The organism is Idiomarina sp. UBA3162 (assembly GCF_002364475.1).
GTDB lineage: Bacteria > Pseudomonadota > Gammaproteobacteria > Enterobacterales > Alteromonadaceae > Idiomarina.
Genome location: NZ_DEYI01000064.1, coordinates 5749 through 18345 on the forward strand (window position 1 = coordinate 5749; position 12597 = coordinate 18345).

The 12597-nt window shown below is 46.9% G+C and carries 11 protein-coding genes and 1 tRNA gene; 6 read left to right on the forward strand and 6 right to left on the reverse strand.

Features of this window, described 5'->3' with window-relative positions:
* The 3 genes from B2X00_RS07910 to yghU form a co-directional block, all read left to right on the forward strand.
* Positions 1 to 884 (forward strand): PepSY-associated TM helix domain-containing protein (locus B2X00_RS07910; protein ID WP_290487006.1); only part of this gene is annotated, 884 nt, incomplete at its 5' end.
* A gap of 1 nt (position 885) precedes the next feature.
* A complete protein-coding gene (locus B2X00_RS07915) occupies positions 886 to 1716 on the forward strand; it encodes a DUF4198 domain-containing protein (protein WP_290487008.1) in 831 nt (276 codons plus the stop codon).
* Between the two features lie 132 nt (positions 1717 to 1848).
* Positions 1849 to 2712 (forward strand): glutathione-dependent disulfide-bond oxidoreductase, encoded by an 864-nt coding sequence (yghU, locus tag B2X00_RS07920; RefSeq protein WP_290487010.1) that lies wholly within the window; start codon positions 1849 to 1851, stop codon positions 2710 to 2712.
* 198 nt (positions 2713 to 2910) lie between these two features.
* Here yghU and B2X00_RS07925 read toward each other — a convergent pair whose 3' ends face one another.
* On the reverse strand, positions 2911 to 4338 hold the full coding sequence (locus B2X00_RS07925) for a DUF945 family protein (protein WP_290487012.1): 1428 nt from the start codon (positions 4336 to 4338) through the stop codon (positions 2911 to 2913).
* 183 nt (positions 4339 to 4521) lie between these two features.
* Here B2X00_RS07925 and B2X00_RS07930 point away from each other — a divergent pair, with 183 nt between their 5' ends.
* The 3 genes from B2X00_RS07930 to B2X00_RS07940 all read left to right on the forward strand — a co-directional run bounded on the left by B2X00_RS07930 (position 4522) and on the right by B2X00_RS07940 (position 8411).
* On the forward strand, positions 4522 to 6711 hold the full coding sequence (locus B2X00_RS07930) for an OsmC domain/YcaO domain-containing protein (RefSeq protein ID WP_290487013.1): 2190 nt from the start codon (positions 4522 to 4524) through the stop codon (positions 6709 to 6711).
* Positions 6712 to 6860: 149 nt separating this feature from the next.
* On the forward strand, positions 6861 to 7448 hold the full coding sequence (locus tag B2X00_RS07935; RefSeq protein WP_290487015.1) for a porin family protein: 588 nt from the start codon (positions 6861 to 6863) through the stop codon (positions 7446 to 7448).
* A gap of 162 nt (positions 7449 to 7610) precedes the next feature.
* Positions 7611 to 8411: a CsgG/HfaB family protein gene (locus B2X00_RS07940; RefSeq protein WP_290487017.1), complete on the forward strand. Its 801-nt coding sequence runs from the start codon at positions 7611 to 7613 to the stop codon at positions 8409 to 8411.
* Between the two features lie 40 nt (positions 8412 to 8451).
* Here the strand turns inward: B2X00_RS07940 and B2X00_RS07945 are convergent, their stop codons facing one another.
* From B2X00_RS07945 to B2X00_RS07965, 5 genes are all read right to left on the reverse strand, one after another.
* Complete coding sequence (locus tag B2X00_RS07945) at positions 8452 to 9387, reverse strand: DMT family transporter (RefSeq protein WP_290487019.1); 936 nt, start codon at positions 9385 to 9387, stop codon at positions 8452 to 8454.
* Between the two features lie 137 nt (positions 9388 to 9524).
* Positions 9525 to 9600: transfer RNA gene (locus B2X00_RS07950), tRNA-Ile, on the reverse strand.
* Positions 9601 to 9651: 51 nt separating this feature from the next.
* On the reverse strand, positions 9652 to 11052 hold the full coding sequence (locus B2X00_RS07955) for a sensor histidine kinase (protein WP_290487021.1): 1401 nt from the start codon (positions 11050 to 11052) through the stop codon (positions 9652 to 9654).
* A 68-nt stretch (positions 11053 to 11120) separates the two neighbouring features.
* Complete coding sequence (locus B2X00_RS07960; RefSeq protein ID WP_071464204.1) at positions 11121 to 11897, reverse strand: amidohydrolase family protein; 777 nt, start codon at positions 11895 to 11897, stop codon at positions 11121 to 11123.
* A 58-nt stretch (positions 11898 to 11955) separates the two neighbouring features.
* The coding region (locus B2X00_RS07965; RefSeq protein ID WP_290487023.1) for a sigma-70 family RNA polymerase sigma factor at positions 11956 to 12597 on the reverse strand (642 nt) is incomplete at its 5' end.

Here is a 12597-nt window from a genome sequence, read left to right on the forward strand (position 1 = left end):
TCCCCGCCATTATGGCGGGTTTAAATGCCGAGCGACCGATTAGTCAGGCGTTTCGTCAATGGTATCAAAGCACCACAGATAACCCATTACCTAAAACACTCAACATTCAATGGAGCGAGTTCGAAATGTACGTATCGTTACCGCGTGCGGGGGGTGACCGCTGGTTTTCAGTCGATCGCGAGTTACATACCTTTTATCAAGAAACCACGGACCGTGGTTGGATTGCTTATCTCAACGATTTGCACAAAGGCCGCAATACCCACTTTATATGGACGCTTTTTATCGATGTATTCGCGCTCGCTGCCATTTTATTCTCAGTAACCGGCTTGTTGCTTTTAAAAAAATACGCGAAGGGTCGTAAAACTACCTGGCCTCTGGTTGCCGCAGGTCTACTCATACCTGTATTACTTTTGATTCCAAACCATGGTTCCGCCAATGAACTTAAGGTTGAGTTACCGCGTCTTGCAGTCGCTGAATATCACCCACCTTATCTCGCGGTGTGGCTGATGGACAGTGAGCGCAAGAAAGTCACTGACGTCGCTATCTGGTACGACACCCAACTTGCCGACAAAGAAGGTGAAAAGTGGCTTAAAGATATGCGCTTATGGTGGCGCCGCAGCGGCCGCTTTTTGAGTATGCCAGTCGATGGGGTCTCTGGCGCAACCCGACAACCGGGTTCACATCGAATCGACCTCAAGCCACTGACTCAGATTATCAGCCAACGCCCTTCGCAATCTTACACCTTGTATATCGAAGCAGCGCGTGAACTCGGTGGACGCGAGGTACTGCAATTTGACTTCCAATGGCCATTAAACACATCACTGCAACACACCGAGCAAGGTAATAGTGAGCTCGGTACTGTAAAACTTACTCTGGAGCCTTAAAATGATTAAACATAAAACCACACAGCTATTGCTTATGGGCGTGTTACTAACCGCGAGCCTTTCGGTCAGCGCCCATCGCTTATGGATAAAACCGAACACGACCACAGTATCCGGTCAAGATGAATGGGTCACTTTTGATGCCGCTATCGCTAACGGCATTTTTAACCCTGATCATTTTGCGATGCCTTTAGATCGCCTGACGGCTTACAATCCAGACGGTCAGCCTATTACGTTGCAAAATCAAGCGAAACTAAAATACCGAAGTGTTTTTGACCTTCAGCTTACGCAACCGGGTACCTATGAAGTCAGTATGAATAGCCGTAGTCTGCAAGCAAGCTGGCAGGATGAACAAGGTAACCGTCAGCGTTGGCCGGGGCGTGGCGAAATAGGCACAATTGAGGGCTTTCAACAACATGTCCCTAAAAATGCAAAAGATTTAAAAGTCTTTGATAGTGCTCGTCGCGTTGAGGTATTTGTTACCGCAGGTGCGCCCAGTCAAGAGGTCATTGGACCGAGTGGTAACGGGCTTGAACTTAATGGCAAAACCCACCCCAACGATCTCTATACCGGGGAACCAGTATCACTGGGTTTCTTATTCGATGGCGAACCGGCTCAAGATGCACAGGTGACCCTTGTACGACAAGGCGAGAAATATCGTGACAATAGTGAGCCGATGCGCTTTACCACAAACGCGGAAGGCGTTTTTGAAGTGAGCTTCGATGCACCCGGCATGTACTTTATCGAAGTTGAATATAAAGACGATCGCGCAAAAGCGCCAGCGATGGTGAGATTAGGTAACTATTCAGCCGTCATCGAAGTACTGCCTCTATAACGTGTTCAGGGCGCGCCAGCGCCCTGATTATTTTACACCCTACCCTAAAAAATTCCTCGCCGAGGCAAATCCAAGCTGAGCTAACTTTGGTATCTTTTAGACGCGTTGTACCCAACCAATAGAGGAACTTTTATGTCGAATAATGCTTACGTCCCACCCAAAGTATGGGAGTGGGAACCCGGTAACGGTGGTAAATTCGCCAACATTAACCGCCCAGTTTCTGGTGCGACTCACGAGCAGCCACTGCCCAAAGGGGAACATGATCTTCAACTCTATTCCCTGGCAACACCCAATGGACAAAAAGTAACTATCCTACTTGAAGAACTCCTTGAGGCCGGCGTTAAAGAAGCCGATTACGATGCCTATCTTATTAACATATTAGAGGGAGAGCAGTTCTCGAGCGGATTTGTTGAAGTTAACCCAAACTCAAAAATACCCGCTCTGCTGGATAACAGTACCGAACCGGGCACACGCGTGTTCGAGTCTGGCTCTATTCTGCTGTATCTTGCGGAAAAATTTGGTCACTTTCTGCCAACCACGCCCGCTGCACGTACTGAATGTCTAAACTGGCTGTTCTGGCAAATGGGCAGCGCGCCTTTGCTAGGCGGAGGCTTTGGTCATTTTTATGCTTATGCTGACGAGAAGTTAGAGTACCCAATCAACCGCTTTACCATGGAGATCAAACGTCAATTAGATGTGCTCGATAAGCAACTTGCCAATCATGAGTTTGTTGCAGGGGACGAATACAGCATCGCAGATATGGCCATATTTCCGTGGTACGGTGCGTTGGTTCGCAACGAAGTCTATGAGGCTGCTGAGTTTATTCAAGCGCACACCTATAAAAACGTGCAGCGCTGGGCAGAACAGCTATCACAACGCCCTGCAGTTAAACGCGGTCGTATGGTCAATAAAACCTGGGGCGAACCAGAAGAGCAGCTGCATGAACGCCACAGCGCTGAAGATTTTGAAACTAAAACACAAGATAAAATTGGCTAGAAAAGAAAAAGCCCCGAGTAAAAGCTCGGGGCAAAATATATCCAGGGAGTATAAATCTGTTATCTGGTGTTCACCAGAAAACGACTGCAATTATCAATACCTACGGTGACAACTTCGTTTCGGATTTATGACAATTTAATTAAATGCCACGCAAATCTAAAAAGAAGTGATGATCCGCAATAGACTCCCTTATCCTTTTTACTGCTGTTGCAACGCTTGTAAAACAGGCAGCTCAGTTCCATTTAAAACAAACTTGCCGTCCTTAAGCGTAACCTTTGTCACATAAGCGTCTTCTTGTTCTGTCAAGAAACCTTGTTGCATAAAGGTAGAGATAACCAAAGGTGCTTGCTGCTCAGCAATCTGCTGCATTTGTACAGGATCCTGCTGTGCCGGTGGCAACTGTGTCCGTAACTGCATAAGGATTTGCTTTTGCGCTAACCATAACGCAACAGGCTTTTCGATACGCATATTGGCTTCACTATTTACATGTGAGAACCAGAACGCTTGGTCATCAATCGGATCGGGCAATTGCTCGATATCAGCAAGCTGCATAAACATATCAGCGTTCATGTCGCCCTGTTCAAGGGAAGCGCTCAGCTGGTCGATCTTAAAGCTCGGATTGTCGTCGATAATTTTAGGTAGCTGCTGAATAAAAAATTCACTTTGTTGTTCGAGTAATTTAGCAGGGTCCGTTCCATCTTGCGCTGAAGCAAACTGTTGAAATGCTTCAAGCACACTGATATCAAGATCATCCATCGACATATTGAACACGAGGTCATTTGCAGTAAACGACTCAGAGGAAACAGACTCGAGTCCCTGCTTAATTACGATACTCGCCGTATTTTGCTCTTCATCAATAGTTGATGTACTGGTTAGCTGGTAGTTACTCAAAATCAACGGTTGAGTCATTTCAACATCTTCAAAAGAAACCTCTTTAATCGAGAAAGATGAATCACCACCATAAACGCTTCCGGCCAAAAGGCTCGCTAATGACGCTTGCGCATCAACCTGTAAATTGAGGTCTGACATTTTAAACCGTGCTTGGTCACCAACAGAGAGCGTCATATCCTTAAAGCCACCTGTATAAACCACTCGCTCTTGCTCAACTGTTCCGTGCCCTTCATAACCAGAGAAATTGAATGCTACACCGTCTGCGTTTTCGGCAGCAGTCAGTTCTGGCATCCAGTCATGATAATCAGCTCCACCGAATAGCCCGACTGAGCCCGTCATTTGATAAATTGGTGTACCGTCTTCCCACTCAACGTATTCCTGTAAATCGTTGCCATCAAGGCTCAGTTTCCACGCCGCCAGACCAACACCTGGGCTGTATTGAGTCAACAACAAGCCATGCTGTGCCGAGAAATCGAGCTCTGCTTCAATGGTTTCTGGCAATTCATCATTGTCAGCAGCCATACTCGCTAGATCGATGGTTACACGCACCACCGCTGATGAAGTAAAGTACCCTTTTTCGTAACTAACAACTTCAGCAGCGTAAGCAGGTTGCGCATCGAGCGCAGCGACTTGCTTCTTAAAGTTCGTTTCTAGTGCGCTTCCTGTAAAGTATGGGCTCACAGCAAATGCGGCCGCAACGATAACTGCGCCACCCAAAAGTGCTTTTTTACTCATATTTTGTCTCGCGTTTATTATCAGAAATTATTGTAATTATTTTGTTATCAGTGTATCGCATTCGCTAGCGCCGTGCATTAGGAAATATCTGAAAATTTCATGACTTTCACCATGACGTAGGAAATAAAAAACGCGATAATGGCGGCTTTGTTTTATCACTTAAGCCAATCAGGTCGAAGCGCTATGGAAATCAAAGTTAATTTTTTAGAAAATCTCAAACTCGAAGCTAAGTTTGACGATTTCACTGTTATTGCCGATCAGCCTATTCGTTATAAAGGCGACGGCTCTGCGCCTAGCCCATTCGACTACTTTCTCGCATCATCAGCCTTATGCGCCGCATACTTCATTCGCTTGTATTGTAATGCGCGCGATATTCCGACGGAGAATATTCGTTTATCGCAAAACAATATCGTCGATCCCGAAGACCGCTATAACCAGATCTTTAAAATTCAGGTCGAACTCCCAGAGGATATTTCGGACAAAGACCGCCAAGGTATTCTCAGAGCCGTCGAGCGTTGTACTGTCAAACGTGTGGTTCAAACTGAACCTGATTTTCAGATTGAGGCCGTCGACAACCTCGACGATAGCGCTCAAGCACTCTTAATGGGGGCGCCTAACGGCGAGCATACGACTTTTATCAAAGGCAAAGATTTACCCCTAGAGCAAACCATCGCCAACATGACTCAAATACTGGCTGACTTGGGTATGAAAATCGAGATCGCTTCTTGGCGTAATATCGTGCCTAACGTGTGGTCTCTGCATGTACGTGATGCTGCATCACCGATGTGCTTTACTAATGGCAAAGGTGCGACAAAAGAAGCGGCCTTATGCTCTGCGTTAGGTGAGTTCATTGAACGCCTCAACTGCAACTTCTTTTATAACGACCAGTATTTTGGTGAAGAGATTGCGCAAAGCGAGTTTGTTCACTACCCCAACGAACGGTGGTTTGAGCTCACCGACGACGACAGCCTACCTAGCGGCATTTTAGACGACTATACACGTGCTATTTATGACCCTGAAAACGAGTTAGCTGGCTCCAATTTAATCGACACCAACTCCGGTAACATCGAGCGCGGTATCTGTGCGCTCCCGTTTAAGCGCCATTCGGATGGTGAGACGGTGTACTTCCCTTCTAACTTAATCGAAAACCTGTACTTAAGTAACGGCATGAGCGCCGGTAATACGCTCGACGAAGCGGTTGTTCAATGCCTATCGGAAATATTCGAACGTGCCGTCAAACGCGAAATTATCGAAAATGAAATTGCATTGCCTGACGTACCGGACACCGTTCTTGAGCGCTTTCCCAAACTTGTTGAGGGCATCAAGGGGCTAGAAGAGCAAGGCTATCCCGTATTAGTAAAAGACGCCTCGCTAGGCGGTCAATTTCCTGTAGCCTGTGTCACTCTGATGAACCCTCGCACCGGTGGTGTGTTTGCCTCATTTGGCGCGCACCCCAACTTAGAAATTGCCCTTGAGCGCAGTCTCACCGAGCTTTTACAAGGTCGTAGCTTTGAAGGATTAAACGACTTACCTGCGCCAACTTTTAATCAAATGGCTGTCACCGAACCTAACAACTTCGTTGAACACTTTATCGACTCATCAGGTGTGGTGTCGTGGCGTTTCTTCAGCGCACGTTCAGAATATGAATTCGTCGACTGGGACTTTTCCGGCTCAAATCATGAGGAAGTGAACACCCTGTTTGGGATTCTTTCTGATTTAGGCAAAGAAGCCTATGTCGCCGTTTATGACGAACTGGGTGCACCGGCATGTCGTATCCTCGTGCCGGGTTATTCAGAAGTGTATCCTGTAGAAGATTTGATCTGGGATAACACCAACGTGGCACTGCAGTTCCGCGAAGATATTTTAAACCTTCACCGTCTCGGTGATGATGCCCTTGCCGATTTAGTCGACCGTTTAGAAGAAAGCCAGCTTGATAATTACATGGACATCATCACGCTGATCGGTATTGAGTTTGATGAAAATACTGTGTGGGGTCAGCTCACGATCCTAGAGCTTAAATTGCTTATCTACCTTGCTTTAGGCGAACATGCGCTCGCTTTAGAGCATGTGGAAATGTTCCTACAATACAACGACAACACCGTTGAACGCGTTTTATTCTATCGCGCCGTGGAAGCCCTACTTGAGGTCGAACTCGACGAAGAACTCGAGCGTAGCGACTTTATTTATAACTTCCGCCGCATGTTCGGCGATAAAACCATGGATGCAGTCGAAGGTTCCGTCGATGGAAATGTGCGTTTTCATGGTTTGACACCCACCGACATGAATTTAACCGGGCTCGATCGTCACTTGCGCTTGATTGAAAGTTATAAAAAACTGCATGCTGCTCGAGCGCGCGTTGCTACAACACGCTAGGTGGTCTCAACTGTCAACCGAGCCGGCTTCATTAAGCCGGCTTTTTTGTTGATTGCAATTAAATGTTACATTTATTAGCCATTATTCATTTACATTTTAATATGACATGAGGTATAACAATTTAAAATCTACCCAACAGGATGTTCATAATGAAACAACTTTTAGCTTCTTCCGCACTTGCTTCGATGGTGCTTTTTTCTAACGTTGCGCTTGCACAGAATGCCGATGAAAAGCCTAATTATGACTTTATTGGCGCTGGCTACGCTCACGAGTCAAGTTATAACGATGGTTATCTACTAGAATTCGAAAAATCACTGACCGATCGATTTTTTATCAGTGCCGACTATCGCAGCTTGGAAAATGACGGCGAGGGCAATGTAGACTTGAACAACAAGCTACTTTTTGCTGACGTTGGCTATAAAGTACTCCAATACAACATGCTTGATGTATATGCCAAAGCCGGTGTAGCAAACTATAAATCTGAACTGACAATGCCGCAAAACAGTTTTGACAATGACGATACTGGTTGGCACGCAGCCATAGGTGCGCGCGCTCGCATAACCAGTTGGTTCGAGGTCGATTTCAATATCGGTATGGCCGACGTATTCGACAACACACAGGATACCATGCGCATAACAACACGTTTCTACGCAACCGATAGACTCTCAGTGGCTCTTCAAGCTGACTCATTCGACGCTTTCGACACCCTTGGTCTGTCTGTGCGCTACTCATTTTAAGTAGCACATTGTCGGGCTCAGTCAATCTCACTGAGCCCTAATATACCTCATAGTATACCCATTCTTCCGTGATTTCTGACTTCAAAGTCATCCTACTCGAGTTGTACCTTTTTCCTTAATTACCAAAATTAACCTGTCAATTATCACAACAGTCGTCAGGTCATGAAAAATCAACTTAATCAATCTCTTATTGCTTGCATTTTTAGCGTGTCTTTAACCGCGTGTGTCAGTACCAATCCCAGTTTAGGCGGCAGTTCTGGAAACACCATTACGGGAGCTGCCGGCGGAGCGCAAAGCCAGGGTGAAAACAAAGCGCTCGAGCGCTGTGAAGCACCGCTAGGAACACTCTCTATTTACGAAGACACAAACGAAAATTGGTGGTATGACTATCGCCGCATGTATCCCAAGCTGGGCACAACCGTACCGCTCATACGTGTCATGATTCAACAGTCAAATTGCTTCGTTATCGTTGAACGAGGAAAAGCAATGCAAGCACTTCAGACCGAACGCGCCCTCATGGAAAGCGGCGAACTACGCCAGCAAAGTAACTTTGGCAAAGGTCAACTGGTTGCCGCAGACTACACGGTCAGCCCCTCCATTCAATTCTCCGAGAGTGGGACACAAAATGTAGGTGGCTTATTGGGCGGTTGGGTTGGCGTAGTTGCCGGAGGGCTCTCGAGTAATGAAGCAGCGACCACATTGCTGCTGGTTGATAACCGCTCTGGTGTACAAGTATCGGCAGCAGCAGGTAACGCTAAGAATTGGGACTTCAGTGCCTTTGGTGGCGTTTTCTCAGGCCTGCTCGCAGGTGTTGGTGGCTATACCGATACACCTGAAGGAAAGGTTATTTCAGCCGCATTCATGGACTCGTATAACAATATGGTCAAAGCATTAAAAAGTTACCGTGCGCAAGATATTGCGGGAGGCCTCGGCCGTGGTGGCGCACTGGGTGTAAACGACTAATATTGTTGATAACAGCGGTTGGGTCATCGAGTCGCTGTTATCACTGTACAACGGATCGTCTGCGACTCGACTCGATGCTCAGCACAGTGACAGAACTTAATATCAGTGCGACGCCAAGCACTTGAACCCAAGCTAACATTTCGCCCAAAAATAAAACGCCAAATAACGAGGCTGTGATGGGCTCGGCCATCGCTAAAATCGAAGCGCTACCCGGCGCGGTATAGTTAAGACCGACAACATAACAAATGAACGAGACTCCGCCTCCCAAAATCCCAATAGCTAATAATAGCGATAAAGACAATGGCGAAGCGACCTGCTTTATCTCAGCAAAATCGATCAGCAAAGCTAAAACCAGAGATAGTACAGCAAAAGCAACCGTCAGCACCGCCTGCGGGCTACCATGAGGCGTGGCATATTTGAAGCCAAAGACAAACACAGTGTAAGACGCACCGGATAGTAACCCCATGATCACGGCTACCCCACTCACCTTTCCCATATTGAGCGCGTAAGCTTCGGTCAGCAACACAATACCCACAACGACAAATAAGATAGCTAATCCTTTAGACCAAGAGGGTGTTTCAAGTCCGAGCAGGAAAGAAATTAGGAAAATAAACACCGGTGCACAATACATCAGTGTTGCAGCAACTGTAACACTACCTTCGGCAATGCTCATGAAATAAAACGAGAAGTTACCCGCGACACCTAACCCGGCAACAATCGACCAAAACCAGAACGTCCGATTTAAACGCCCGATATCACGCCGCGCAAAAATCAACCACACACCGACAAAAGCAAACCCGAATATGCCACGACATAGCGCAACCGTCGTCGCACTCCAGCCCTCCTTGAGCAATATGGCACCCATGCCACCTGAAATCCCCCAGCATATCGCAGCAAACGCAACCAACAGCGTGCTGCGTGCGACCCACTTGCCTGGAAAGGCCAACCGCATAGGTGCATGTAGACGAAATCCCATAACTCGCCTCCCATCACTGAAGTGGCGTGGATATTTAGGATGCCATAGGAGATTGGCGGTGAGCAAATGGACCAAGTAGCGGCGTGACGGATTAGATCTCACATAGCCATAAACACAAGAACTGACTTATAGATAAATGGTGGCCCCTCGCAGATTTGAACTGCGGACCAACCGATTATGAGTCGGGTGCTCTAACCACTGAGCTAAGGGGCCATTTTAGAAGAGAGTTGCTTAGAAAGCGGCGCAAATTATACGAACTTTTTGCTAGCTTGTCATCGGTATCTTTAAGATAAATCGAGAGATTTCGCCGTTTGATTGAAATTCAATCGACCCCTTCAAGCTGCTGACAAGATCTTTAACTAGACGTAATCCATCACCGTATTGCTCCGGCATAACATCGTCAAACCTAAATAGGTTTTGTTCGACGTTACGCTTCACACTAGGGTTTTCGTCGACCATTTCTAGAATCATGTGGTCATCCTGCTTAGCCGCGCGAATAAATATTTCCCCTTCTTGTGGCCCGAATTTCAACGAGTGAAGAATAAGAATATCGAGTGTAAAGCGCAGCAGGAGCGGGTTTGTACTTATCGTGATATCACCATCGCACACCGCCGCTATGGTCTGCCTATCGTTCGCGTGTCGTTGTTGATGAAAATCGGCTAAAGCGCGCGTCCACCGGTTCATATGAACTTCTGCGACAGGCCCCTGCTTTTTATGGCGCACATCAATCTGCGCAAGTGCTTGGCAAAGATACTCAGCCGCGTCGAGTTCGCGCTGTAGCTTCTCAAATTGAAGCGTCGACGTATCCGTCACAACCGCAGTGACATCGCGTTGTAATTGCTCAATACGACCACGGAGTTCTTCCGCGAATGCCAGCGCAGCGCGTCCAACAACAGACAGCTCATTTATTTGGCCCAGCTTCGCTTCGAGTGAGTTGATCGCTCGTTCGGCATTATGTCGCTTTTGACGTGCCTGATATAGCAGCAACAGAAATGGCTGGACGTCATTGATAACCGTTGTAGTGGGAACAGGTGCAGTTTCATCGTTCAGCTGCTCAGTTAACTTCTCACGCTCTGTCAGCCAACCTTTCTCAAAGTTCCGGTTGAACACCAACAGCATCGTTCCCAGCACGGCAAGCACACCAAAGATACCAAACGATAACCAAACCAAAGTGTTCGGTAGCAATGAAGTACGCTTCATTAACCAAGCGGCTAAACCACGATGAGTGTTAATGGGACACGCGACGGTAATCACTGCTGCATCTTCGGACTGCCGCACAGACGTCAATGTATTCGATTCATCAACCGCTTGCCGGGACAGTGCGCTGAGTAGAGCCATTTCGGATTGTGGTACATCCGTTTTAATACTAGAGCCGACATAAGTAGGAAAGGCATAACCAAAGAACTCACTGGCTACGTGCCAGTAACCGCCTTCAACACCCTGTATTTTGCCGGTCTCTCGGTACATGACCTGTTGAAGTAAGTCGGGATTATTGACTTGATAGTGGGGCTCTGCGCCCGAGGGATAAAGTTGCGCAACCTCAGTGATCACGTGGTCACAACTGGCGGTTAAACCTTCCGAAGAACGATTAATCAGCTGCGCCGGCGAATACCAAAATGTTAGACCAATACCGAAAATAGCGATGGCGATGATAATCATCGCCATCAATCGATTCTGGTTACTTATTGAGGAGAGCGAATACACGCGCCACCTTATCTAAAAATTAAAACACCTTAGGGTAGTTTATAGAACTCTTTGGCGTTTTGATAGAATACTTTATCGGTTGCTTCAGAATCATCAAGTGCTTCGACAATGGTATCGATATCACTTGGTTCGAACCCACGGTTACTGCGCGTCCCTGGTAAGTCTGTACCAAACATCAGGCAGTCTGGGTTCGTCTTATACAGGGTTTTGATAGCTTCAGTAATGTTCACTTCCGTACGCCCGAAGCCACTCGCTTTAATATTAACACCGCCTTCAGCTAATCGGCGAACTTGAGATAAGCCTGATTTTGCCATACCCAAATGATCGACGCTCAACTTTGGCAGTTTCAATAACGTTGGCACCATGTCATCGAGCTCGCGGCTATCGACATAAATCTCTAAATGCCATCCGGCTAAATCCCAAATACGACGACCGAATTCGACGATACCTTCAATATCACGGTGAACGCCGCGCTTTAGGTTGACGCGAACGCCGCGAATCCGGTGTTCATTAAGTTGCTGAATTTTTTCATCGCTGACACTACCCGGTAATTGGGTAATACCCACATAATTATCACCCAGGTTTCCGAGCGCGGCTTTCAAATAACGCTGCTCGAATCCCTGAAAGGAACCTGAAACAATGACGCCGCCCTCAACAGGCATACCCGTTACAAGGCGGTTATAGTCGTCAATGTAAAAAGGCTTTGGGATGTGACCTTGGTTTTCAATCAACGGAAACGCTTCATCATAAATATGAAGATGCGAGTCTATAATCCGTTTTGGCCAATGTTCACGATTAATTCCCATACTGCCTCCTTTCTTAGTAACAGAGTCACTCAAATCGAGCCTGAGTGATTACATACGGTTACTCATCCAAAAACGATTTAAGTTGCTCTGAACGGCTTGGATGACGCAACTTACGCAATGCCTTTGCTTCAATCTGACGTATACGCTCACGCGTTACATCAAATTGTTTGCCCACTTCTTCCAATGTGTGGTCGGTATTCATATCAATGCCGAAACGCATACGCAATACTTTTGCCTCACGCGCGGTCAAGCCACCAAGTACATCGCGTACTGAGTTACGCAAGCTCTCTGAGGTCGCTGAGTCAATCGGCAAATCAAGGGTATTATCCTCAATAAAGTCGCCCAAGTGCGAAGCTTCATCATCACCAATTGGGGTTTCCATCGAGATGGGCTCTTTCGCAATCTTAAGAACCTTACGAATTTTATCTTCTGGCATCGCCATGCGTTCAGCCAGCTCTTCTGGTAAAGGCTCACGCCCCATCTCTTGCAACATCTGACGCGAGATACGATTAAGCTTATTAATCGTCTCAATCATGTGCACTGGAATACGGATCGTACGCGCTTGGTCGGCAATCGAACGTGTAATCGCCTGACGTATCCACCAGGTAGCGTAAGTCGAAAACTTGTAGCCACGACGGTACTCAAATTTATCAACCGCCTTCATCAAACCAATGTTACCCTCTTGAATAAGATCTAAAAA

Coding starts and splice junctions, on each gene's coding strand:
- B2X00_RS07915 (WP_290487008.1), top strand. CDS start 886: ATGATTAAACATAAAACCACACAGCTATTGCTTATGGGCGTGTTACTA.
- yghU (WP_290487010.1), top strand. CDS start 1,849: ATGTCGAATAATGCTTACGTCCCACCCAAAGTATGGGAGTGGGAACCC.
- B2X00_RS07925 (WP_290487012.1), bottom strand. CDS start 4,338: ATGAGTAAAAAAGCACTTTTGGGTGGCGCAGTTATCGTTGCGGCCGCA.
- B2X00_RS07930 (WP_290487013.1), top strand. CDS start 4,522: ATGGAAATCAAAGTTAATTTTTTAGAAAATCTCAAACTCGAAGCTAAG.
- B2X00_RS07935 (WP_290487015.1), top strand. CDS start 6,861: ATGAAACAACTTTTAGCTTCTTCCGCACTTGCTTCGATGGTGCTTTTT.
- B2X00_RS07940 (WP_290487017.1), top strand. CDS start 7,611: ATGAAAAATCAACTTAATCAATCTCTTATTGCTTGCATTTTTAGCGTG.
- B2X00_RS07945 (WP_290487019.1), bottom strand. CDS start 9,387: ATGGGATTTCGTCTACATGCACCTATGCGGTTGGCCTTTCCAGGCAAG.
- B2X00_RS07955 (WP_290487021.1), bottom strand. CDS start 11,052: ATGGCGATGATTATCATCGCCATCGCTATTTTCGGTATTGGTCTAACA.
- B2X00_RS07960 (WP_071464204.1), bottom strand. CDS start 11,897: ATGGGAATTAATCGTGAACATTGGCCAAAACGGATTATAGACTCGCAT.